Genomic DNA, 24838 nt, shown 5'->3' on the forward strand with positions numbered 1-24838 from the left:
GATTTTCTTAATGCTCAGCAGCTTTGGTCGGCGTTACTTTTGCGCGCGCATCTTTGACTTCATTCGCATGGACCTGACCACCTTTATTGTCCCAGCTGTTCAACACATAAGTCAGGATATTAGCCACTTCATCGTCGTTCAACTGATTCATCGCTGGCATCACAGAATCAAACTCTTTGCCATTGACAGTGACTTTGCCATTTAAACCGTGCAACAAAACATTCACTGCACGTTGATGATCCGCATTTAGAAAATCTGATTGCGCCAACGGTGGGAACACACCTGGCAAGCCAGCACCATTACTTTGATGACAGACAGAACAAGTCCCAGCAAACAACTGCGCGCCAGCGTTCACCTGATCTTGCAAGGTCAAATTACCGCTTTCCGCTGCTTTCGTCGCCGTACTCACTGCCAACATATTTGGCTGCGCTCTGTCTCCCAGATAAACCGAATCGAGTTCTTTGCCAGAATAGATATCTTTCTTCGCTGGGCCGTCAACTTTCATTATCGCTAAAGCGCCTTTATTGAAAGCACGGAATATCGAGTGATCAACCAAGACATAACTGCCAGGAACTTTGGTCTGGTATTCGACAACTGCGGCGCCACCAGCTGGAATCAACGTCGTCTGTACGTTCTTTTGGAAATTGCTACCGCCTTCAAATCTGACTTTATCAAAGATTGCGCCAATTACATGAAAACTCGATACCAGATTAGGGCCACCATTACCAATAAACAGACGTATTTTCTGATCGGTTTTAGCAGTTAATGCCTTATCACCAGTCAATGCACCTTCTGCACCATTAAACAATACATAGGTCGGTTTTTCGTCGATGGCCTTTTCCATATCAAAAGGTTGTAAGCCCTTTTCCCGGTACTTTCCTGTCGTATAAAAATCGCCTTGCATCACATAATATTCATGATCAACGGCTGGCAAGCCCTGCGGTGGCTCTACCAAAATCAAGCCGTACATACCATTGGCAATGTGCATACCTACTGGTGCAGTAGCACAGTGATACACATACACGCCTTCATTCAATGCCTTAAATGTAAATTGTGATTCGTGCCCTGGTGCTGTAAAACTGGAAGCTGCACCACCACCTGGCCCAGTTACACCATGCAAATCAATGTTATGTGGCATTTTATTGGCAGGATTATTTTTTAAATGAAACTCCACCGTATCACCCTGACGAACCCGGATAAAACTGCCCGGTACTGTTCCACCGAAAGTCCAGAACATGTACTTAACACCTTCCGAGATTGCCATCTCTTTTTCTACCACCTCAAGATCGACGATCACCTTCGCAGGGAAATTGCGGTGTATTGGAGGAGGGACATGTGGTGGGCTGGTCAGCACTGCATGGATTGCAGGCCCTTGTGGCGGTCCAAAGTCACCGGAAATTTTACTAACTTTCGTCTCTGCAGAAGTTGCCACAGAGGCCAATACCAAGCTCCCCAACAACACTTGAGAAACAAGTGAGCGAGAGAAATTTCTAAACGAATTTTTCATAGCAATGCCTTTGAATGTAAGAAAATGAGGTATAGCAGAAACATTTTTTCCCATTCACAATAGCGAGCTGCGCTACAAAAATCCTTGACCAAAGATAAGTTTCAAAAAATTCTTATTGTCTAACATCAACCCTATCATCGATTTAACGCTGGCCCCAAAAGTTAGATCGTACCCAAGGCAGCACCGATGTTGGTCTTTTATGTTATTTTTTTGTATGTATCTGTACTTTACTAAACATTTTATTTTTTGAAATTAAATCCTCAAGAGAGACACCATCAAGCACGGCAAGATATGCATTAGTCGCAGAATTTAACACCCCTTTTAACCTACAAGCTTCTGCATAGGAACAGGTATTATTGGCTGGGTCAAAGCATTCTGCCATGTAAAAATCTGATTCAGTACTACGCACGACATCACCGATATTAATACTACCGGGCTCCAGTTTTAGCTTCAGTCCACCATGGCGACCACGCACGGTATCGACCATCTCAGACATCCCCAACTGGTGCACAATCTTCGTCAAATGATTTTTTGATATATCGTGAAATTCCGCGATTTCTTGGATGGTGACCAATCTCTCTCTATGCAAAGCCAGATAAATCAAGGTACGCAAAGTGTAATCTGTATAAGCAGTTAATCTCATTTTCTTGCTCTATTTCTGCACCGCCTATTTCAATGCGGGGCTGCACTAAAAAAGTCTATTTAAACTCACGCATCACTTAATGCTAAAAAAAAAACATCCCATGTTACCTCAGTAAAACGAGTTAGCTTTGCCACACAACAATCCCTAAAAATGATCCAGATCAATTTTTATAAACCCTAAAAGAGAATTAACATGCATTTACTTTACATCTTTTTATACATGCAGATAATATGCATCTTTAATGACGTTAGCAAGTGTTTTAAGACGCGTTTTTGGATTTCGCCAACTTAACGTCATCGCGATTTTTAACCACACCAATAAGGACTCACGCCATGCATGCTACGCGTAAACTCTGGACCTGGCTCGCAGTCATCTTCGTTCTCTCTTTTGCCGTATTAGGCTGGGTAGGAACGGAAATTTATTTGACTGCGCCGCCTATTCCCAAACAAGTCGTCAGTACTGACGGCGCTGTTTTATTCTCTGAAGGACAAATTCAGCGTGGCCAAGAAGCATGGCTCTCTGCTGGAGGCCAGCAATTAGGTACAGTCTGGGGCCACGGTAGTTACGTGGCGCCAGACTGGTCTGCTGACTGGTTGCATAGAGAATCTCTCGCACTCCTCGACGTATGGGCACAAAAGGAATCAAAACTTCCCTTTGATCAGCTCAGTCTCGGTCATCAAGCGGAATTGAAAGCGCGTCTCGCAGAAGAAATGCGCAAAAATTCCTATGATCAATCAGCAGAGACCATCACCATTTCTGCTGAACGTGCAATTGCAGTACGTCAAGTGGCTGCACATTACATCGGCGTATTCGGTACCAATCCGGAGATGGACAAGTTGCGTGAACAATATGCAATGAACGCCAATTCCTTACCGGATCAAGCTGACCTGCAAGCATTACCAGCCTTTTTCTTCTGGTCAGCGTGGGCAGCAGCCACAGACCGACCTAGCGCCCATGATCTAAGCTATACCAGCAATTGGCCGCACGAAGAATTGGTGCATAACACGCCGACCACGGGTGCAGGTATCTGGTCTATCGCCAGCGTCATATTAATGATTGCAGCGATTGCTGGAATGATTTTCTATCACTCGTTAAACAAAGAAATCAGTGACCCAGTTCCGCCAAAAGCGGATCCTTTGTTTGACCTCAAACCAACGCCATCCATGCTGGCGACAAAAAAATACTTCTATGTCGTCATTGGTCTGATTTTGGCGCAGGTGGGTATGGGCGTCATCACAGCGCACTATGCAGTAGAAGGTCATAGCTTCTTTGGTTTCCCCCTCGCAGATTTTTTACCATTTACCGTTAGCCGTACCATACACACACAGTTCGCGGTGTTATGGATTGCAACAGCGTGGCTGGCAACAGGTCTGTATATTGCCCCCGCCATTTCAGGATACGAGCCTAAATTTCAAAAACTAGGTGTTAATTTATTGTTCTACGCATTGCTGTTCATTGTGGTTGGCTCAACCGCATTTGGCTGGTTTGGCAGTGTCATGCACAAAGGAAATGACTTTAGCTTCTGGATCGGTAATCAAGGCTTGGAATACACGAGCATGGGGCGCATCTGGCAAATCTTATTATTCATTGGCTTGTTGCTGTGGGTCGTTCTCCTAGGTCGAGGTCTTTTGCCGGCTCTCAAAAAACCATCAGAAAGCCGAGGCTTAATTGCCATGGTGTTCTTAGCTGCCATGTGTATCGGTGCTTTCTATGCCAGCTCATTGGCATGGGGACAGCATACCCATTACTCCATGATTGAATACTGGCGTTGGTGGTTGGTTCATTTGTGGGTAGAAGGATTTTTTGAAGTCTTTGCCACAGCAGTTATCGCTTTATTGTTCACACGACTGGGCCTTATTCATGCAGCAACCGCAAACAGCGCAATTGTCTTGGAAACTATCGTCTTCTTGTTTGGTGGCATCCTGGGTACATTGCACCATCTGTATTTCACTGGCACGCCAACTTTTGTGATTGCCATTGGGGCGATGTTCTCAGCGTTGGAAGTGGTACCACTGGCGATGATAGGAATGGAAGCCTACAAGAACTATCAACGTTCTAAGGCTGCACCATGGATGCAAGCATACAAGTGGTCTATCCTATGCTTCATTGCGGTCGGCTTCTGGAACGTCATTGGTGCAGGCTTACTCGGCTTCACCATCAATACGCCGATCGCTCTGTACTACTTACAAGGCTTAAACATGACGCCAGCGCACGGTCATGCGGCATTGTTCGGTGTCTATGGCATGCTGGGCATTGGTCTGCTGTTGTTCTGCTTACGCGGCTTATCGGATCGGGCTTTATGGTCAGATAAGTTACTGCAAGGGATGTTCTGGCTGCTCAACATTGGTCTCTCAATGATGGTATTCATTTCATTGGTACCAGCCGGAATTTACCAGGCAGTGGCAAGCATCAGTAAAGGCATGTGGTATGCACGTTCGCCTGAACTGGTTCACTCGAAATTTATGGAAACATTGGTGTGGATGCGCGTTCCTGGCGATGTCATATTTTCTTGTGGCGTCTTATGTCTGGCGCTGTTTGCACTCCGTTTGCTGATCGGAAAAAAGCGCAGTCAAACTGCAACGCTTAACAATAGTTACGTCAATAAAGCATAAGCATCTATTTCTAATCTAATGAAAGGGGTCGCATGATCTCTTTCATTTAAAAAATCGCACTTCACTCACTATTTTCTATTTAAGGACTTATCATGGCACACGACTGTTCTACTCCCATTATTTCTGAAGGAATTTATGCATTTGATGCGCGAGGTATCGCAAAGCGGTTTCGCCATGCGGCTATATTTGGTGCGTTGAATGCCTTGCAACCAGGCGAAACAATGCGCTTTTGTAACGACCATAATCCTTTACCTTTACTCACACAAATAGAGCAATATTTTGGTGATCGCGTTATTATCTCGCCTGTTTCTCAAGAGCCAGGAGAAATCGTCATCGATTTTGTCATTGCACATTAAATGGAGTGAAACTCAATGGACTACCAAACGATCAAACATATTCACATTACTTGTGCAATGTTGAGTGGTAGTCTATTTTTTATCAGAGGTTGTTGGACGTTTGCGGGCTCACGCATGCTGGAAAAGCGCTGGGTTAACATCGCGCCACATCTGATCGACACACTATTGCTGACGACTGCCCTCATTATGGTCGCCTGGAGTCAACAATATCCGTTTGTCACAAATTGGATTACCGCAAAAATATCCGCCTTATTTCTTTATATTATGCTGGGAAGCCTCGCACTCAAACGAGGTAAAACCAAAAATATAAAAATCACTACATTTATCATGGCGTTGACTATTTTCTTCTATATCATCGCGGTTGCTATTACCAAACAAGTTTTACCATTTCTTCAACCATAACCGTTACCAATACCCCGTACATTTTTATGCGTAACAAGTGGTCGCACCCAAAATCGTTGTTGTCCTGGTTTAAATCATTTTCTCCGGCTCGTCTCAATGTTGATCGTCAAGAACGCTTACGGTCCTGTTGCGGCATGTTTATCGGGTTGGTTCTGACTGGGGTCGCGAGCAAATTAATGATAGGATCACTAACGAACGCACCGATGCTGCTAGGGCCACTAGGTGCATCGGCAGTACTCTTGTTCGGGGTTCCGGCGAGCCCATTGGCTCAACCGTGGTCAGCCATTTGTGGGAATCTGGTATCTGCCGTCATCGGCGTCACTTGCGTTCAGTTTTTCGGAGTTTCAATCTATAGCGCAGCAATCGCAAGCAGTCTTGCAGTCGCAACCATGTTTGCTTTACGGTGTCTACATCCTCCAGGTGGCGCTGTCGCGCTCACCGCGGTACTTGGTGGACCAGTCATTGTCAGTCTTGGCTATGACTTCGTTTTATTTCCTGTCCTCGTCAATACAATTTTGTTATTGGCGCTGGCGCTCGTTTACAATAATTTGACAGGGCGTCCTTATCCACATATTTCACAACCTGATCACAAAAGTTCTCACGCTACCAGCGATGGCAATAGCATAGACAGAATCGGCTTTAACTCAACAGATCTAGACAATGTCCTAAAAAAATACAATCAAGTTTTGGATATTAGTCGCGACGATCTGGAAAATTTATTCATGCAAACTGAAATGCATGCGTATCGCCGCCGATTCGGCGAAATTACTTGTCGCGACGTTATGTCAAAAGATGTTATCACCGCAGAATTTGGTACCTCACTGGAGGACGCATGGAAATTGCTGCGTGAGCACCGGATCAAGGTACTTCCTATCGTTGACATCGCCAGACACGTCATAGGCATCGTCACCTTAGTCGACTTTATGAAACATGCTAACCTTGATATTTACGCGACTTTTGACGATAAATTACGTCGACTGATCCGTCGCACTGTAGGGATGTCATCAAATAAACCTGAAGTAGCTGGACAGATCATGACAAAAAATGTCCGCACGGTACAGCATGATTTCCACATTGTCGAACTTGTGCCACTTTTATCAGATCAAGGTCTACATCATATTCCGATTGTAGATAATGAAAATAAGCTCGTAGGCATCGTGACACAATCTGATCTCATTGCCGCACTCTATCGCGGTCAATTAACAGATAACAGTTTTCAGAATCCCCTCTCCCTTGTCGATAGCACCCAGGCCACAAGGTGAGATACAAGCTAACCAGGCTGTCCATCCGCGCGTGCTTTCAAATACATCGGCACCATCATAGCAATCCAACAGGCCATCAATAACAGCCAGGCAGTAGCAGAAACGAGGACTAACTCCGGCATTGACAGTATGCTTGCAAAAATACGCAGGGCTGCCGAGACGTGCAATCCTAAATACAGAATCCATAAGGCTTGAGAGACCTGTAACGGTCGTCCACTGTGTCCATACGAAACCCGGCTGACAAAACCGACTAACATCGTTCCCATAAATCCAAGTGCTAGTGCGTGGGTTGCGGCTGATCCCATATGAAAGCCAAATCCATCCAAAGCAACGATAGCAAACACAATAATCAACCATGCGAATGACAGGTGTAACATCGCTAACAGGCGGTTTTGCAAAGAACGGATTATTCCCCAACGCCAAGACGTATATAGAAAACTCAGAGAGAGCATACTCGCCGTCAACGCTTGCAACCCTACGAATCCACAACTCCCACTCAGCACTAACAAGTAACACCCAAGCAACCAACCTCCTAGGAGTGTGTACGGGCGCCACACCACATAGGGTTTTAAGACATTACCACTAAAAAATGGCAACATACGATGGCACACAGTCAAAAATATTGGCAATAAAAAACCAAACAATGCAAGGTGACGCGCATATTGCCACCCCGCGCCCCACCCCATACTCCACAGCAAACCGACGATCAACGATAGTACTCCGCCACACATGCCTAACAAAAGTGCAAATCCATGTTTTTTATCTACTGCGTTACTCCGTATTAATAAACGTGCCCAACGCCAAGTTACCGCACACCATGCACTTAGCATCAAGGCGAAACCTGAACTGCGCAATGGACCCAATCCAATTCCAGAGGCAAGTATCACTGTTAGCACACCGAAAAAATAGGTCCCACCGTGGAGTAAAAAATATTGGTCTTTGCTTTCAACCGACAGCCATTTAGGACCTGCTGTGAATGTAAAGCCGAGAATAAATAATGGAAACACGCCCAACGGCATCAACATAGCGTGCAAAGGTATCGGCATTGTCGCTGGGTGTTGAAGTTGCATCCACCACCAGAAAAAAAGGACCAAAATCAAAAGGGTGCCCAAGAAAAAATACAGGCGATGTGGTGCGATTGCAAGACGTTTCATCATAATGGTTCCGATAAACTTCAACCGACAGAAGGCAGTTAAATAAACGACCTGCATTCAATAAACGCTCTCTGTCAGCGTTGATAACATACTTCTCTATCTTATGAGTAATGCTGACATTTTTCAAAGATGCATTGGGAGTATATGTATTACGTCTTTTTAACTATGCTGATTTATTGCAATAAAACGCCACTTGTTGCAATAAGCATCGCTGACAAAGAAAATGCTCAAAGGTGATAGGGCGCTTATGAAAAATGGATCGAATTGGCAGACCATGGGTCCTGTCCATTCTATATTTCACGTCAATGTCGAGGTCAGCATATCCGTCCCTCTTCAAAAAAAAACATCGCGTCAAGGAATTGAAAAAGAAAAATTAAGTATCCACGTCAAGTTGATAGGACTTTAAAGCGTCCGCCGAACCAATAAAAATCGACGAACCTCTCACTTTAATGAGTTCTTGTGCGGTTAGTTGATGCAACACCCGTGACAATGTTTCTGGAGTGAGATTTAGTAGTGACGCAAGCAAATGCTTCTTTAACTCCAGTCTAACGTGATTAGTACTTTGTACAGCTGCTGTTTTCAGTAAATAATCAATCACACGTTGGGTTGCATTTTGTGACGAGTAACGTTCAACATTGCGTATAAATCCTAATAAACGATATGATAATCCGGCCATCATCTGTCGTGAAATGAGTGGAGATTTATCTAACAAGCGTAATAAGGCTGTACGTGGGATTTTTAATAGCAAGGTCGGCTCTAAACCTTCCGCATAAAATGGAAATGGTTCATCCAAAAACATCATTGCCTCACCAATACTTTGTCCTGCACGTATCAATTCAAGCAATTTCTCATTCCCTTGAGATGAAGGAATGCTGAGTTTTACTAACCCATAAACTAATATGTAGGTGGCATCTGCGATGTCTCCTTTACGAAAAAGTGTCTCGCCTTTTTCGAGTTCTATTCTCACCACCTCTCTTTGCAAATCCTGCAAATCGATCGCTGAAATATTTTTAAAGAGTGTATGGTTTTCCAGCAAACCAAGCATGTTTGTTTGATTCATCACACATCTCCCTTTAATTGACATAGATCAATTTTAGAAGGAAGTAGCGGAGATTCCTATACGTCAAGCGGACTAGACACCCGCAGCAGATGGGGCATTCTCTTATCCATCAACTCATCAGACGTATTACATTCTCTCGCAAAATTTTTCAACATATTGAATGTTCTTGGCAGCGGTGTTCTCTGCACTCGCTTCTATGGGATAAAAAACTGGCCTATATAGCAACAACAAAACACACTAGAGAACGGGTTGTTTTTTCGATCAGAATGACTAAGGGCGACATCAAAAATCTAAACGTTCACGTAGTCTCTTGAACTTTATTTATCCATACCATGCTCAACGGCATACACTGCAATTTGTACACGACTACTAAGATTAAGTTTCTTTAAAATATTTTGCACATGGATTTTGACTGTGCTTTCAGCCACATCCAGTGTTCGCGCAATTTCCTTATTGCTCTCACCGCGTGCCAGGCAGACCATGGTTTCCCGTTCGCGCGGTGTTAATTTTTCACGTTCAGGCGTTGTGCTGACATTGTGACCAGAACGAAATTGCATGACTAATTTCGCCGTCATGGCCTCAGCAATCACAGGTTCACCGGCGGCGGCGCGTTTAATTGCATGGGTTAAATAATCGGCTTCGATGTTTTTGAGCAAATAACCACGAGCCCCGTTACGTAAAGCAGTCCCCAAATCTTCAGCTTCCTCTGACACTGTCAGCATCAATACTGCCGTATCTGGGAGGTCCTCTACGATAAGCTGCATTGCCTCAAGCCCAGATAAGCCAGGCATATTTAAATCCATCAATACCACATCAGGTCGCAACTGCTTAGCGCGCTTTACACCTTCAAGACCATCTGCTGCTTCACCGACAATTTCAAAATCAGGATTTCGCTGTAACAACAAACGAATTCCGCTACGGAATAAGGTGTGATCGTCAACCAATAATATTTTTATAGGCATGCATTTCTTTCGAGGTGATAGTGCAATTGTTATTGTTTATAGGATGTTTATGCGACTAGCCGTTCCTGACGTGATAATTGCAGCGCAATTGTTGTACCTTTTCCTGGTTGGCTATCAAGATCAAATTGAGCAGAAAGACGCTCCGCCCGTTCTTTCATGATGCGCAGCCCAACATGCTGCTCACCTTTTTCATGAACACGACTGATATCAAATCCCGCTCCATCATCTTTAATTACCATAAAAAAGTCCCTCTCATTTTTCACCAACACATGGACAACAGAAGCCTGAGCGTGTTTACGTATATTGGATAGGGCTTCCTGTAAAATAAAAAGAACTTGCAATTGCTGTTCGGGAGCTAATTGTGCACCATTCCCAATAAACTCAATATCACTTGCAACGTTGGTTTGCCGTTGAAACTTGCTGACAACATTACGCATTTCCGACTCAAGATTACTATCTTCTAACCGAGTCCTAAAATTGAGTAACAGCTCTCGGACATCTTCGTAACTTTCTTGCACACCTGCGCGCAGTAACGGTGCGATATCAGCAATCTCTTCGATTGCATTTCGACGCAAGGAGTCCTCGAGCATTTGTACTTGCAGATTGAGAAAATTTAACCCTTGCGCAATGCTGTCATGCAAACCTTGTGCTAACAAATTTCGTTCCTGCGATACCGCAAACTCCTTTTCCTTTGCAACCAAACGCTGATTTTCAATCGCCGTACCGAGATTTTTACCTAAAGTTTCAAGTAAGCGTCTTTCCTCACCGGAAATGGCGCGTTCGTCAGAGAAGTGCAACGAAAAACTACCGATCACTTGTTCACGCGCCATTATTTGAAAAATGGCTAGCGAAAAAAAACCTTCTTCCTGACAGCGATAATATTTCTGCTGATTCAGTTGACTGAAGTCCCTGACAAAAATGATGCCTTTTTGCGTGGCAGCACCACACAAACATTCATCTTTTTTTATGCAATGCTCATCCTCAATCATTTTCTCAGAAATACCTTCGTGCACAATAATGTGTAAGTGATCGTTTTGATGATCAAGTATTCTGACCGTGCCACCGTCAGCATGAATTCTTTGCATAATTTTATGCAAAAAACCACGACATAATTCTTCAATCGGATGTGGTCCGGCGAGAAATCCTGCGATCTCGTACAAGGTGCTCACTTCTAGGTTTTGCGCTTGTAACTTAGAGGTCTTTTCAGAAACACGCTCTTCCAGTGTGCGATGGACAGTTTGCACCCGATCGGCCATATGATTAAACGCCAGTGCCAATGCACCAAATTCATCGTCCGTTTCTATTGGCAAGCGAACACTGAGGTCATCGTTAGACATACGTGCAATACCCGCCTGCATACGACTAACCGGGCCGACAATCCACAGATATAACAAATAGAGCAACGCCACACTGGCCGCCAATGCCATAAAGGTCAGCGTGGTCTGGCATAAACGTAACCAGGTCGTCTTTTCTGCCAATTCAACTTCAACCAAAGACACTAAGTCATTAATATTATTTACGAAGGTCGATACATTATTAACATACGCCGCTACCGCATTATTTTTCTCATCGATACTTGCGACACTTAATACTTTTTTTGCCCCTGGCTGCACACGCTGTTGCCATTCGATTTCAACCTTATGCAACTGCGCACGAATCGCTGGCGTCATCGGCAAAAACAATGGGCGCTTAGCATCGCCCGTCTGCAAATCCAACAAACTATGATCAAACTCCCGCAACTCTTGTTCTATCCTGGCCTTATCTTGGTAGTGTTCAAGTTCGACAGCCAGTCTGTAGGAGCGCATACGCAAACTACCCGCCTCATTAATCGCGGCCCCACCCCCCTCCAATTGCCAAGAAAGTAGCAACGTGTAGCCAATCATTCCCAAGGTCAGACCTAGGCCGACCAATGTTGTCAGCAATATCCGAAACGTCAGTCGCTTACTAACAGGTACGCTGGATGGTAAATTCATAATAAAGGCCGGGGAAAATTATTTTATTAAAACAAATAGTGACGAAGGTCACCGATCAAGCAGCTTATTCCGCCATGCTGCCAGTTTGTTGCGTTACATTCAGAGGACATACCATGGGTAAAAAACTGTCTGAACGTTCAGAATAGGCCAGTAATGCACCGTTACTCATGTCAAAATACCAGCCGTGCAAGGCAATCTTGCCAGTGATTTCACGCTCTGCAATCCAAGGAAAACTACGTAAATTATTCAATGACAAAATCACCGAACCCAATTCACAAGCACGATGTTGCTCAGCTTCGGTACATTGCGCCAATTGTTGCAAGACTTGCTTTTTAACAGGCTCCGCAATTTTCATCCAACGTCCAATAAAGTCAATTTTTCGGGTTGGTTTATAACCTTGCATCAGAGCGCGAATTCCACCGCACTTCTCATGTCCCATGACAATAATACGTTGCACATTGAGCGTCTCAACGGCAAACTGAATCGCCGCACTGACACCATGCTGATGCGCTGACTCGTTACAGGGAGGAACCAGATTAGCCACATTCCTGACGACAAAAATGTCACCTGGATCACAATCAAGTAACAGTGCGGGATCGACCCTAGAATCACAACAGCCAATCAGCAAGGTGGTCGGATTCTGGCCATGATTCAGTTTGTCATAAATTGAACTTTCACCAGCAAAGTATTTTGTTTGAAAACGCTGAAATCCCTCAATAAATTGATGAATGTTTTTGACTTCCACCTTGCTCTCCGTTGACCATTATTTAGCCGCCAGTTTGCGACATAAAACGGATGATTTTATGCGGCTGCTCTATAAATTCATGTCGCTCTGGCTTTAATTCTATCGCAGATCGTATTGCAGCCTCCAAATCAAGATCACTAATGCCAGATCTTAATAGGGGACGCAATTCAAATTTCTCTTCCTGTCCCAGGCACATGTATAAGGTACCATCAACTGAGAGCCTGACGCGATTACAACTAGCGCAAAAATGTTGACTGATGGGCGAAATAAAGCCAATAGAGCTTTTGCCATCTGCGGTACTCCAATAGCGCGCAGGCCCGCCGCCCATTTCTGTTGCGGCAGGTATCAACTGAAAATGATTTACCAGTTCCTCGCGTACTGCACTAATGTCTAAAAATTGGCTATTTCTGCCTGTACTTCCCATGGGCATCGCCTCAATCAGGCGCAAAATAAATCCTTGCTCAAAGCAGAATTGCGCCATGCGCAGAATTTCATGTTCATTGACCCCACGCATGACAACCATATTGAGCTTAATCGGGTCAAATCCGGCCTCTTTACCGGCTTGCAGCCCCGCCATAATACTGGCATAACTATCACGGCCTGTGATGGTCTGCATACATGCTTTATCCAAACTATCCAGACTGACATTGATGCGAGCGACGCCTGCGCGACGTAGAGCGTGAGCATGTTTGTGTAATTGCGTGGCATTCGTTGACAAAGATATATCACTCACACCAGGTAATTCCGAAAGCTGTGAAGCTAACTGGGGCAGGTTCCGGCGTAATAAAGGCTCGCCACCGGTCAAGCGGACGCGTGCAACCCCCATGCGAGAAAAGGCGGCCACCACGCGTGTTATTTCATCAAAGCGCAACCAATTCTCAGGTTCTTCAAAACCAGAGAAACCTTTTGGCATACAGTAACTACAACGCAAATCGCAGCGATCTGTAACCGATAAACGTAAATAACTAACCTGACGACCGAAACGATCGATCAATGCAGGAGAAGTTTGAGCACTAGTGTGATGGGCAGGGTATTCCATGCCTATATTGTGGTTGCGTTAAGCCGGAAGCACAATTCGCCTCCAGACCAACATAGACTAGTTCTTTTGGGGGATATCGGAAATGCCGGGTGGAAATAGTACCGCGTGCAGTTCGCGTCGATAACGCAGCAAGCTTAACGCCAATAATATCCCCAATAAGCCCTGGGATGCAGCAAACGTGAATCCTGCCACCATGGCAAGAACGCTAGGAGAAAAAGGGAGCAGGAGCAACAAAATGAAGGCCAACAACACGACCCGTGCCTGCAATAACAAGCGTTGAGGCGCTAAAATGGCTTGCATCGTTGGCACCCGACGACCTGCTGGGGTTTGCCTACGGAGGTGCATAAAAACCAGAAAGGGAATAATTTTTCCTAACATAGCGTTAATAGGTAGTACGGCACCACCAACCAACGTCAGCACACCAATCCACCATGGAAAGATCAATTTCAGACTAGCGGGTAAATACGGCGAAAACACGCCCAGCATGAATACCAATAAAGCTGCACATAACCAGCTGATGGCACAGACCACCCACAATACCCACGTCGGATCAAAGCGTCGCTTTGCATGCCAGACCACGTATAAAGCAATACCAGCAGTACCCCCGACTACAAGACAAGCCAGTACCAATGCCAACGACCAACATGGAGGAAAGAACGCCACCATCAAGGGCAGCCATAAGCACCCCGGTAAGTAGGTTTGCCAATGTGTGCCTGGCCTGACCGTTTGCCAAAACATAGGTACCGTTGTCGATGCGATACCAAGGACCAGCGTGGCCGTCCATCCGAGCACCCCCCACGCCACATGCAAATCTAGAAAATGCATGATATCGATATGCCACCAACCAACAAAACTGCCCGCCATTGCAATGCCAAGTACGACCACCATCAAGAATGCCAGTGCGATCCAGCGCAGGGTGCGCGTTGTCGTATCCACAACAGAAATACGCCATGCAGTAGCACCCAGTGCGGCAATCACAGCGCCATAAAGTGGGAGCGCTACACCAATCGCAAGCTGAAAGCCGCGTAGGTCACCCGCTAAAAAGCCAACTGCGAGCGCCATGGCAATAAATGCAGATCCAAGCGCAACACAGGGGGCAAGATAACGCGCAGCGACAACTGTCTGCCCTGCAACTACGGGCATTAATTGAAACAACGCACCGATCATGATCGGCGCCAGCATACCCAACACCAAGCAATGCGTCAGTGCCAATGCTAACGGCGCAAAACGATCAGGCAAACCATTGCTATTGCCAAACGCCAGTAGCACGCCTGCCAAGGCACCTAACCATGGTGCCGGCAAAAGACAGCCAAAAATCGTCGCAGGAGAAGGCGCTAACTCGTAATTGAGAATGTTGATACTGGGGCGTATTGACATATGACATAGGGTTTCGGACGTTCGAAAGCGAAAAAACAGGTTCATCGTATCAAGAGCACTAATGATCGCTTTCGACGACCATGCTTAGCATCGTCAATAACAATCAACTACAAGAACATGCACCACAGCAAGGACTCCCCATGCCCAAGACTGTTTCCAGATTTGGTATGCTGCCACCACACATTGGATATAACACGTTCTCTTCTTTGATATTGTGCTGCTGTATCAATACATTCAGAGTATCAATCGCCGCCAACGCCTGCGCTGCCTGCTTTGCTTCGATGGCAGCGTAAGTCTCATCGCGCAAACGACGAATTTCAGCGTGTTCGCTACGCATAACGACAGTTGGACCTGAACTCATTCCGGTCGCCTTTTCAAACGCAGGAAAAAGCTTTTCTTCCTCTAATTTAAAATGCGCTTCCAGTTCCTCACTAAATAAACGGAAGTTACGTCCGGCCGACACCAGATCGTTCTTTTGCAATGCCGCTTCACAACGGCTCAGTTGATCATCACAACCACGGTGTTGCTTTACCATTTGCATCATTGCCTGAGACATATCCATACCTTTTCTATTTCATCCTAAGAAACCTTTGATGCTGTGACTGCGCACGGCATCAGAGATCTTCTAAAAATAATTTATTGCACCAGCGGGCTATCCGCACCTTGTATATCAATTCCAGAAATCTTTGCTCGTCCCACCACCACCTGAAGGTATTGGCGCAACGCATGGTCATGACTTGCCTTGTACATCGCACTAGCAATAGTCGTCTCAATATCCTCAAATGCCAGCAATCGCCCTTCTGCTTTACGACCAACCTGAATGATATGCAAACCAAAACGGGTTTCGATCAATTGCGGAATCACGCTCTCCGGAGAAGCGGCAAAAACGGCGCGCTCAAACTCTGGCACGGTCGCACCACGCGCAATTTGTCCAAGACTGCCACCGACGTCTCCTGAGGAACAATTGGAATTCGCTTTGGCACAGGCAGCAAACAACGCCGGGTTTTCCAGCACATCTGCCAACACCACGCCGGCGTGTTTGCGCAATGCGTCCAGATCAACTCCCGGTGTCACTTGAAACAAGATGTGACTACATTCAGCTAATTCACCTACTGTAAATCGCTCTGGATAGGCTTGATACTGACGTAGACATTCGTCGTGCCCTGGTTCTGGCACCTTGACTTCAAGTGCCAACAATGCGTCGATCAATTCTTCGTCGTCATCGTTATCCAAGGATAAACGCCTTGCTTCATCGACCAATACGCGACGTAACACCAGTGCTGTCATGGCACTTTTCATTGGGTCTGCTGCATCTTGATGGGCAGGCAATTCCTGCTCCATATCCGCATCTGTTAGCTCTACGCCATTCACAATCACGGGCATCGTTTTCTCCTATTTTTCATTGTCATCTTCATTTCGTCCATGTTGCTTTTAACGTGAACGCACCAACTGCCATGCCCGACTGATATAGCCAACTGAAGCAAAGCCGCTCCATACGTGAACCAGACGGGTGAATGGAAATATGACAAACAAACTTAATCCCATAAATAAATGGGCTTTAAATAGCAAAGGAGCGCTAACGATGAAATCTGCAGCATCGCCGCGGAATGTCACAATGTGCTGTGCCCACGTCATCAGCAACACCATCATGTCGCCATCACGATGCTGAGCCGATTCAAAAATCGTCGACAAACCCAAACCTAATGTGATGAAAATCCAACCAAGCAATACCTTGTCACCGACTTTTGTCACAGCAGAAATGCGTGCGTCACTCAAGCGACGGTGCATCAGTATCAGCAAACCCAGCATACACATGCTACCAAATACACCACCGGCAACCATCGCAATCATTTGCTTGAAGCTATGACTGACGCCCAAGGTCTCCCAGACAATGACAGGTGTCAACAAGCCAACCAAATGCCCGAAGAACAAGCCAATAATACCGATGTGAAACAAGATATTGCCAACCCGCAGGTACCCTGCATGCAACATCTGTGACGAGTCGCTCTTCCAGGTATATTGTTCTCGCTCAAAACGTACCAAGCTGCCAAACAAAAAGATAGCCAAGGCAATGTACGGATAAATGCCGTATAAAAATTGATGTAGATAAGACATGACAGTCTCCTTATTGACCAGCAGTTGACGCTGATGTTACTGAGCGTGCACCAGGTTGCCGCGGATAAAAATTGACGGGATGCGTTCCCGACATCACTGGTTTGAGTAATGGTTCCACACCATCAGCACCAGGACCAAAGGTTTCCATCGCCTCGTCCATATCGCGCACCGGTGGCTCACCTTGCTCTTGTGGAACTACATCGGTAAATGACGTTAGCAACAAGAAGGCATTGGCATACGGACTTTCTTTGCGTTGCAAACGAACGCCAATCGCTGCTAATACGTGAATCGCCTCACCCAATAGCTTTTCTGCTTGCTCATCCTCAACGAGGCTCAGGAATTCCAAAAACAGCGGTACATAGTCTGGTAATTCACTCGCTTCCGGTTCAAAACCATAACGACGATATTCCTCAATCAAGTCAACCATCGCCTGGCCACGGTCACGACTTTCTCCATGAATGTGTTCAAACAAATGCAGTGCCACCGACGCGGTACGATCGAAGGTCGCCACGTAGTTTTCCTGGATACTGATCAGATCATTTTTTTTCAAATAATCAAGCAAAGGCTGCAAGACATTTAATGAATCCAGATCACTAGCGAGTGTCTGCGCAATTTCCGGAAGCGCTGTAATAAGATCTGGCTGCGGATAACTCAGTAAAGCGGAAATAACACGATAAATAGACATACAATTTTCCTTTGGTACGGGATGCACTCTGCACCCCGGGGGAGTTAATCAACGGACGACATCTTCTTACGTGATTTCGGCATCTCCACAAAAATCACACTACCTTGCGGCTTTTTGCCAAACAAAGCACCATCCGATGTACCACCTGAACATCCATTTCCGAACGTGAATCCGCAACTACCTTTTTCATTAAAACTATCTTCCACCATTTCCTTATGCGAGGATGGAATGACGAACCTGTCTTCATAGTTCGCAATCGCCATGGTCTGATACATGTCTTCCACTTGCGCGGCGGTCAATCCGACCTGCTGTAAAACAGCGTGATCAAGTTCACCATAGACAGTCTCCGAACGTTTATAGGCACGCATCGCCAACATCCGTTCTAAAGCATTAAGTACCGGTTCTTCTTTACCCGCCGTCAGCAAATTGGCCAGATAGCGCACGGGGATACGCAAGGATTTGACGTCGGGAATAATGCCATTCATGCCCATGTGTCCTGCTTCTGCCGCTTTTTGTATCGGTGACAGAGGTGGAACATACCAAACCATAGGTAAGGTGCGGTATTCGGGATGTAATGGGAATGCAATCTTCCATTCCATTGCCATCTTGTAGACGGGCGATTTCTGTGCAGAGGTAATCCAGCTCTCCGGAATACCGTGTTTACGGGCTTCAGCAATCACTTCAGGATCATGCGGATTGAGAAAACATCCGAGCTGCGCCTCATACAAATCCTGTTCATTCGGCACGGATGCAGCTGCCTCGATCTTATCTGCGTCATAGAGCAACACGCCAAGATAGCGGATACGGCCAACGCAAGTCTCGGAACAAACCGTCGGCTGACCTGCTTCGATCCGTGGGTAGCAGAAGGTGCACTTCTCTGCTTTGCCAGAACTCCAGTTGTAATAAATCTTCTTGTAAGGGCAACCAGAAATACACATGCGCCAGCCACGACATTTGTCCTGATCGACAAGTACGATACCGTCGTCTTCACGTTTGTATATCGAGCCAGATGGGCAAGAAGCAACACAGGCAGGATTAAGGCAATGCTCACACAAACGCGGCAAATACATCATGAACGTTGATTCAAAGGTGCTGTACATTTCCTTTTGCAACCCTTCAAACAACGCGTCTTTGCTACGCGCACTAAACTCACCACCGAGGTCATCTTCCCAATTCGGGCCCCACACAATTTTGTCCATTTTTTTTCCAGTAATGACTGAAACAGGACGTGCAGTTGGCGGTGTTTGCATCAGTGGTGCATTTTGCAAATGCTCATAATCAAACGTAAATGGTTCGTAATAATCATCGATTGATGGCAAATTGGGGTTGGCAAAAATATTTGCCAAAATCCGTAACTTCCCGCCTTGCTTTGGTTCTAACTTACCCGCATCGTTGCGATGCCATCCCCCCTTCCATTTCGACTGATTTTCCCATTCTTTTGGATAGCCAATACCTGGCTTGGTCTCGACGTTATTGAACCATGCGTACTCAACACCATCACGGCTAGTCCAAACATTTTTGCAGGTAACAGAACAAGTGTGACATCCGATACATTTATCCAAATTAAGCACCATACCTACCTGTGCGCGAATTCTCATGATGCTGCTCCTTGTTCTGCTGCTTCGTCTAACTTGCCATCTAACCAATCAACTTTTTTCATCTTACGTAACACGACAAATTCATCACGGTTACTACCTACGGTGCCGTAATAATTAAAGCCGTAAGCAAGTTGGGCATAGCCGCCTATCATGTGTGTCGGTTTCAACACCGCACGGGTAACGGAGTTATGAATACCGCCCCGTTTACCGCTAAGTTCTGCGCCGGGTGTATTGATAATTTTTTCCTGTGCGTGATACATCAGACACATACCTTTTGGAACGCGTTGACTGACAACCACACGCGCCGTCAATGTTCCATTGCTATTAAACACTTCGACCCAATCGTTATCCACCAAACCGGCTTCTTTCGCTTCGATCTCCGACACCCAGACATGGGGGCCACCGCGACTCAGGGTCAACATGCGCAGATTGTCAGTGTAGGTTGAATGAATCCCCCACTTCTGATGCGGCGTGATGAAGTTAAGAACGATTTCTTTCTCACCGTTTGGTGATTTATTGAGCATAGGCGCAACCGTTTTAGTATCAATCGCAGGCTTATACACACACAAACCTTCGCCAAAATCGAGCATCCAGCGGTGATCCTGATAGAACTGTTGACGCCCAGTCAATGTGCGCCATGGGATCAGTTCATGCACATTGGTGTAGCCTGCGTTATAGCTCACTTCTTCTGATTCAAGACCTGACCAAGTAGGTGCCGAGATAATTTTTCGCGGTTGCGCCTGGACATCACGGAATCGAATTTTGTCATGTTCGCGCCCTACCGCTAAATGCGTGTGGTCACGACCAGTGATTTTGCCCAATGCTTCCCACGCCTTGACGGAGACGTGGCCATTCGTTTCTGGCGCAAAAGTTAAAATCATTTCACAGGCATCAATCGCACTTTCCAATCGAGGACGACCTTTGCTAATACCTTCTTCCGTGACGACCTTAGAAATGCCACCGATCTCTTTGACTTCGTGTTCCGTATTCCAATTAATCCCCTTGCCACCATTACCCAATTTGTCGAGCAAAGGGCCAATAGAAGTAAATTTTTTGTAGATGTCTTTATAGTTGCGTTCAACCACAAAAAAGTTAGGTGCAGTTTTTCCGGGAATCAGATCGCACTCACCTTTTTTCCAGTCTTTTGGTTCAAAGGCCTGACCTAACTCACCAGGCGTGTCATGCATCAACGGTTGCAAAACGATATCCTTACGGGTCCCCAAATAGTCGCCACCGATTTCAGTGAATTTTTTGGCAATACCTTTGTAGATTTCCCAGTCGGTCCTACTTTCCCACAATGGTTGTACCGCTTCACTCAGTGGATGAATAAACGGATGCATATCGGAGGTGTTTAAGTCATCTTTTTCATACCAGGTTGCCGTCGGCAGTACGATGTCGCCATAGAGGCAAGTCGTGCTCATTCGGAAATCCAAGACCACCAACAAATCAAGCTTCCCTTCAGCAGCCACTGGATGGAATTTGACTTCTGAAGGCTTCACGGCGTCATCAGGATCATCGAATAAGGCATTTTGCGTACCCAGCAGATATTTCAAGAAATACTCATGGCCCTTGCCTGAGCTTCCCAAAATATTAGAGCGCCAGACAAACATGTTGCGCGGGAAATTTTTTGGATTATCCGGATCATCGCAGCTCATATTAATGGCACCGGATTTCAAACTATTTTTCAGATACTCTTGTGGCTCCAACCCTGCAGCTGCAGCGGCGTCGCACACATCCAGAGGATTTGTTTCTAGTTGTGGTGCGGATGGCAGCCAACCTAAACGCTCGGACTTCGCGTTCATGTCTATCATGCTCATGTGACTGATTTTAGATTTATCAGCAGTGGGCGCCAGAATTTCATCCATGGCTAATTTCTCATGCCGCCATTGGCTGGTGTGGGCATAGAAAAAACTCGTACCGTTCATCTGCCGCGCAGGACGCACCCAATCGCTGGCGAATGCCAATGGCGCCCAGCCAAACTGCGGACGCAATTTTTCCTGACCAACGTAGTGAGCCCAACCGCCGCCAGATTTACCAATGCAACCGCACATCATGAGCATATTGATAATGCCACGGTAAATCATGTCGTTGTGATACCAGTGATTCAACGCAGCACCAACAATCACCATACTCTTACCCTCGGTATCATTCGCATTTTGTGCAAATTCACGCGCCACCTGAATAACCAGATCACGCTTTACGCCGGTATGCTTTTCTTGCCAGGCCGGTGTGTAGGGCACATCGTCGTCATACGAATGCGCAACGGCGCCGCCCAAGCCTTGATCAACACCGTAATTGGCCATCGATAAATCATAGACAGTGGCAACCAGAACGACGCTGCCATCGGCCAACGTCACCCGCTTTGCAGGTAAATTACGACTCACCATTTCATTGGCGTCATTACCGCCAAAATAATTGAAGCTAACACTTACTACCTCATCATGTGTAAACATGAGGCTAAGTTGCGGGTCAATTTCACGACCTGTGTTGCCATCTTTTGGTTCTAAATTCCAACGCCCGACTTTGGCGCCTTCATCAAATTTTCCTTCTCCCCAACGATAGCCAATCGATCCATTCGGTGCAACGATATCACCCGTTGCCTCATCAATTGCCAATGTTTTCCAATCAGGATTATTGGCTTCATTCAAATTTCCCGGCAACTGCGAAGCGCGCAGCATCTGATCTGGGACATAAGAACCATTGCGTTCAACCAGACGCACCAGCATCGGCATATCGGTATATTGTTTGACGTAGCGACGGAAATAGTCGGACTTACCGCCCAGATGGAACTCCTTCAATATCACATGGCCCATGGCCATCGCGAGGGCGGCATCTGTGCCTTGTTTAGGGGCCATCCAAATATCACCGAACTTCACCATCTCGCCGAAATCACTGGATACGGCAACGGTTTTAGTGCCTTTGTAACGCACCTCTGTGTAGAAATGGGCGTCCGGTGTACGCGTTTGCGGTACATTAGAACCCCAAACCATTAAATAGGTTGAGTTGTACCAGTCTGCGGACTCAGGTACATCCGTTTGTTCACCCCAGATTTGTGGACTGGCAGGTGGCAAATCGCAATACCAATCGTAAAACGAGAGCGGTACGCCACCGATCAGACTCAAATAACGTGAACCGGCCGCATACGACACCATCGACATCGCTGGAATAGGTGAGAAGCCGACAACCCGATCAGGACCAAACTTTTTAATCGTGTAGGCATTCGATGCTGCGATCATTTCTTGCGCTGTATCCCAGTCAGCACGTACAAAGCCACCCAGACCACGGACAGATTTATATCGCTTTGCTTTCTCTGGGTTTTGGCTAATCGATTCCCACGCGGCGATCGGATCCATGGTCTGACGTGCTTCCTGCCACATTTCCATCAGACGACCGCGTATCATTGGATACTTCACACGCTGTGCGGAATACACATACCAGCTATACGATGCGCCACGTGGGCAGCCGCGCGGCTCGTGATTGGGCAAATCAGGGCGAGTACGAGGATAGTCAGTTTGTTGCGTTTCCCAGGTAATCAAGCCGTTCTTTACATAGACTTTCCAAGAACAGGAACCGGTACAATTCACACCATGCGTAGAGCGTACTATTTTGTCGTGCTGCCAACGGCTACGGTAAGTGTTCTCCCATTGACGGTCTTCGTCCACCACAGCACCATGACCATCGGAGAAGGTGGACTTCACCCGCGACATGAACTTCAATCTATCCAAAAAATGACTCATCACAAACTCCCTATCAGGTGGACAAGATGTCCACAAGTTTCATTACTTGCATACTGAGAGTGTAGAGATACGCGTCACTATCGACCATTCTTCGGAGCGCCGTCATCGCGCAAGCATTGGCACTAGCCCCACTAGTCCTTTTGAACTAGTCGTGCAAATCAAATCAAAAAAAAACCTCCGATTTTCATCAGAGGCATTTGACATTCAGCGATCAAAAAAATTTACTAACACGGCACTTCCGCACCTTTACGTGCGTAATACCACCACGTAATGGCCATGCAAGTGACATAGAAGCCGACAAACACATACAAGGCCATATCCGGCGCACCTGTCAACTTAATGGAAGTACCAAAACTTTGTGGAATGAAGAAGCCGCCATACGCTCCGATTGCACCAGAAAATCCCAATACAGCAGCAGATTCTTTCGCAGCATCGAGACGTGCTTGCTTCATTGCTAGTTCGCCCTTCCCTGCCGCATCACGCTCACGGCCAGTTTGAAAGATCAGCGGAATCATGCAAAACGTCGAGCCATTGCCCAAGCCAGTCAGAATAAACATGCCAATAAAGGCAAACAGAAACACCATAAACTGATGATCATGTAATGCTGGAACGATTCCGCCCACGATCGTTAAGGACATCGCAACAAAAACCCAAAACGTCAACCGCGCACCACCAATTTTATCTGCAATCATTCCACCGATAGGTCGTGCCAGCGCACCAGCCAAAGGCCCGAGAAAGGCGAACTTAGCCACTTCAATCTCAGGAAACTGCGCTTTAATCAGCATAGCGAAACCTGCTGAAAACCCGATAAACGAACCAAACGTCCCCACATACAACCAGCACATTAACCAATTGTGTTTACGTTTAAAAATAATCGCCTGGTCCGCAAATGAAGCTTTTGCAGATGCAATGTCATTCATACCAAACCAAGCAGCCAAGGTCGCCGCGATGATAAATGGGACCCAGATAAAGCCAGCATTGCCTAACCAAAACAGATGATCAGCGTTCGTTTTAGGGTTATGAAACAAAAAACCCTCGCCTGAGATAGCGACACCAAACATCGCCGAAGAAATCACCAGCGGTGTCAAAAACTGCACTACCGACACACCAAGATTGCCGATGCCAGCGTTCATACCAGTGGCATAACCTTTGCGCGATTTAGGAAAAAAGAAACTAATGTTAGCCATACTAGAACTAAAATTGCCGCCACCCAAACCGCATAACAGCGCCAGAATGAGTAACGTAGAATAACTGGTCGTCGGATCTTGTAATGCAAAGCCCATCCCGATTGCTGGAATCAACAAACTAGCCGTTGAAATTGCGGTCCATTTGCGGCCACCAAATACAGGCACCAGAAATGAATAAAATATCCGCAAAGTCGCCCCCGACAGAGCGGGCAAGGCCGTCAGAAAAAACAATTGATCCTTACTAAAATGAAACCCTCCTTTATCCAAATTAGCGGCAACGACGCTCCACAACATCCAGACAGCGAAGGCCAACATCAGACTAGGAATAGAAATCCATAGATTTCGATTTGCAATGGAGCTACCTTCCTTGTTCCAGAATTCGGCATTCTCCGGCTCCCATCGACTTAAAACATGACTCATCATA

Annotated in this window: 20 protein-coding genes; 4 read left to right on the plus strand and 16 right to left on the minus strand. The window is 46.2% G+C overall.

What is annotated here, in order from left to right; genetic code table 11:
* Nucleotides 1-7: 7 nt before the first annotated feature.
* Both nirK and ACO0KV_RS07130 read right to left on the minus strand, forming a co-directional pair.
* Complete coding sequence (gene nirK / locus ACO0KV_RS07125) at nucleotides 8-1507, minus strand: copper-containing nitrite reductase (RefSeq protein ID WP_423041314.1); 1500 nt, start codon at nucleotides 1505-1507, stop codon at nucleotides 8-10.
* Nucleotides 1508-1709: 202 nt separating this feature from the next.
* Nucleotides 1710-2150, minus strand: coding sequence for an RrF2 family transcriptional regulator (locus ACO0KV_RS07130; protein ID WP_423041315.1), 441 nt, complete (start codon nucleotides 2148-2150; stop codon nucleotides 1710-1712).
* A gap of 332 nt (nucleotides 2151-2482) precedes the next feature.
* Here ACO0KV_RS07130 and ACO0KV_RS07135 point away from each other — a divergent pair, with 332 nt between their 5' ends.
* The 4 genes from ACO0KV_RS07135 (at nucleotide 2483) to ACO0KV_RS07150 (ending at nucleotide 6782) form a co-directional block, all read left to right on the plus strand.
* Nucleotides 2483-4762: a nitric-oxide reductase large subunit gene (locus ACO0KV_RS07135; RefSeq protein ID WP_423041316.1), complete on the plus strand. Its 2280-nt coding sequence runs from the start codon at nucleotides 2483-2485 to the stop codon at nucleotides 4760-4762.
* 92 nt (nucleotides 4763-4854) lie between these two features.
* Nucleotides 4855-5118 (plus strand): DUF2249 domain-containing protein, encoded by a 264-nt coding sequence (locus ACO0KV_RS07140; protein WP_423041318.1) that lies wholly within the window; start codon nucleotides 4855-4857, stop codon nucleotides 5116-5118.
* A gap of 15 nt (nucleotides 5119-5133) precedes the next feature.
* Nucleotides 5134-5520 carry a SirB2 family protein gene (locus ACO0KV_RS07145; protein ID WP_423041320.1) on the plus strand — a complete coding sequence of 129 codons (387 nt, stop codon included), beginning with the start codon at nucleotides 5134-5136 and terminating at the stop codon, nucleotides 5518-5520.
* A gap of 26 nt (nucleotides 5521-5546) precedes the next feature.
* A complete protein-coding gene (locus ACO0KV_RS07150; protein WP_423041322.1) occupies nucleotides 5547-6782 on the plus strand; it encodes an HPP family protein in 1236 nt (411 codons plus the stop codon).
* Between the two features lie 8 nt (nucleotides 6783-6790).
* Here ACO0KV_RS07150 and ACO0KV_RS07155 read toward each other — a convergent pair whose 3' ends face one another.
* The 14 genes from ACO0KV_RS07155 to ACO0KV_RS07220 form a co-directional block, all read right to left on the minus strand.
* A complete protein-coding gene (locus ACO0KV_RS07155; protein WP_423041324.1) occupies nucleotides 6791-7939 on the minus strand; it encodes an NnrS family protein in 1149 nt (382 codons plus the stop codon).
* A 370-nt stretch (nucleotides 7940-8309) separates the two neighbouring features.
* Nucleotides 8310-8996 (minus strand): Crp/Fnr family transcriptional regulator, encoded by a 687-nt coding sequence (locus ACO0KV_RS07160; RefSeq protein WP_423041326.1) that lies wholly within the window; start codon nucleotides 8994-8996, stop codon nucleotides 8310-8312.
* Between the two features lie 317 nt (nucleotides 8997-9313).
* Entirely contained in the window at nucleotides 9314-9958 is a 645-nt protein-coding gene (locus ACO0KV_RS07165; protein ID WP_423041328.1) for a response regulator, read from the minus strand.
* 47 nt (nucleotides 9959-10005) lie between these two features.
* Nucleotides 10006-11931 (minus strand): type IV pili methyl-accepting chemotaxis transducer N-terminal domain-containing protein, encoded by a 1926-nt coding sequence (locus ACO0KV_RS07170; RefSeq protein WP_423041330.1) that lies wholly within the window; start codon nucleotides 11929-11931, stop codon nucleotides 10006-10008.
* Between the two features lie 64 nt (nucleotides 11932-11995).
* On the minus strand, nucleotides 11996-12676 hold the full coding sequence (locus tag ACO0KV_RS07175) for a carbonic anhydrase (RefSeq protein WP_423041332.1): 681 nt from the start codon (nucleotides 12674-12676) through the stop codon (nucleotides 11996-11998).
* A gap of 22 nt (nucleotides 12677-12698) precedes the next feature.
* A complete protein-coding gene (gene moaA, locus ACO0KV_RS07180; protein WP_423041334.1) occupies nucleotides 12699-13715 on the minus strand; it encodes a GTP 3',8-cyclase MoaA in 1017 nt (338 codons plus the stop codon).
* 57 nt (nucleotides 13716-13772) lie between these two features.
* The gene (locus ACO0KV_RS07185) at nucleotides 13773-15092 is read right to left on the minus strand and encodes a hypothetical protein (protein ID WP_423041336.1); all 1320 of its coding nucleotides are present in this window, start codon (nucleotides 15090-15092) and stop codon (nucleotides 13773-13775) included.
* A gap of 103 nt (nucleotides 15093-15195) precedes the next feature.
* A complete protein-coding gene (locus ACO0KV_RS07190) occupies nucleotides 15196-15654 on the minus strand; it encodes a hemerythrin domain-containing protein (RefSeq protein ID WP_423041337.1) in 459 nt (152 codons plus the stop codon).
* Between the two features lie 74 nt (nucleotides 15655-15728).
* Nucleotides 15729-16475 (minus strand): peptidylprolyl isomerase, encoded by a 747-nt coding sequence (locus ACO0KV_RS07195; RefSeq protein ID WP_423041339.1) that lies wholly within the window; start codon nucleotides 16473-16475, stop codon nucleotides 15729-15731.
* Between the two features lie 48 nt (nucleotides 16476-16523).
* A complete protein-coding gene (narI, locus tag ACO0KV_RS07200; RefSeq protein WP_423041341.1) occupies nucleotides 16524-17207 on the minus strand; it encodes a respiratory nitrate reductase subunit gamma in 684 nt (227 codons plus the stop codon).
* A 10-nt stretch (nucleotides 17208-17217) separates the two neighbouring features.
* Nucleotides 17218-17892, minus strand: coding sequence for a nitrate reductase molybdenum cofactor assembly chaperone (narJ, locus tag ACO0KV_RS07205; protein ID WP_423041343.1), 675 nt, complete (start codon nucleotides 17890-17892; stop codon nucleotides 17218-17220).
* Nucleotides 17893-17936: 44 nt separating this feature from the next.
* The gene (narH, locus tag ACO0KV_RS07210; RefSeq protein WP_423041345.1) at nucleotides 17937-19490 is read right to left on the minus strand and encodes a nitrate reductase subunit beta; all 1554 of its coding nucleotides are present in this window, start codon (nucleotides 19488-19490) and stop codon (nucleotides 17937-17939) included.
* Nucleotides 19487-23227 carry a nitrate reductase subunit alpha gene (locus ACO0KV_RS07215; RefSeq protein ID WP_423041347.1) on the minus strand — a complete coding sequence of 1247 codons (3741 nt, stop codon included), beginning with the start codon at nucleotides 23225-23227 and terminating at the stop codon, nucleotides 19487-19489. Before ACO0KV_RS07215 ends, narH begins: the two co-directional genes overlap by 4 nt.
* Before the next feature lie 224 nt (nucleotides 23228-23451).
* The gene (locus ACO0KV_RS07220; RefSeq protein WP_423041349.1) at nucleotides 23452-24837 is read right to left on the minus strand and encodes a NarK family nitrate/nitrite MFS transporter; all 1386 of its coding nucleotides are present in this window, start codon (nucleotides 24835-24837) and stop codon (nucleotides 23452-23454) included.
* Between the last annotated feature and the right edge of the window lies 1 nt (nucleotide 24838).

This window comes from Undibacterium sp. RuRC25W (genome assembly GCF_049339825.1).
In the GTDB taxonomy this organism is placed as follows: Bacteria; Pseudomonadota; Gammaproteobacteria; order Burkholderiales; family Burkholderiaceae_D; genus Undibacterium.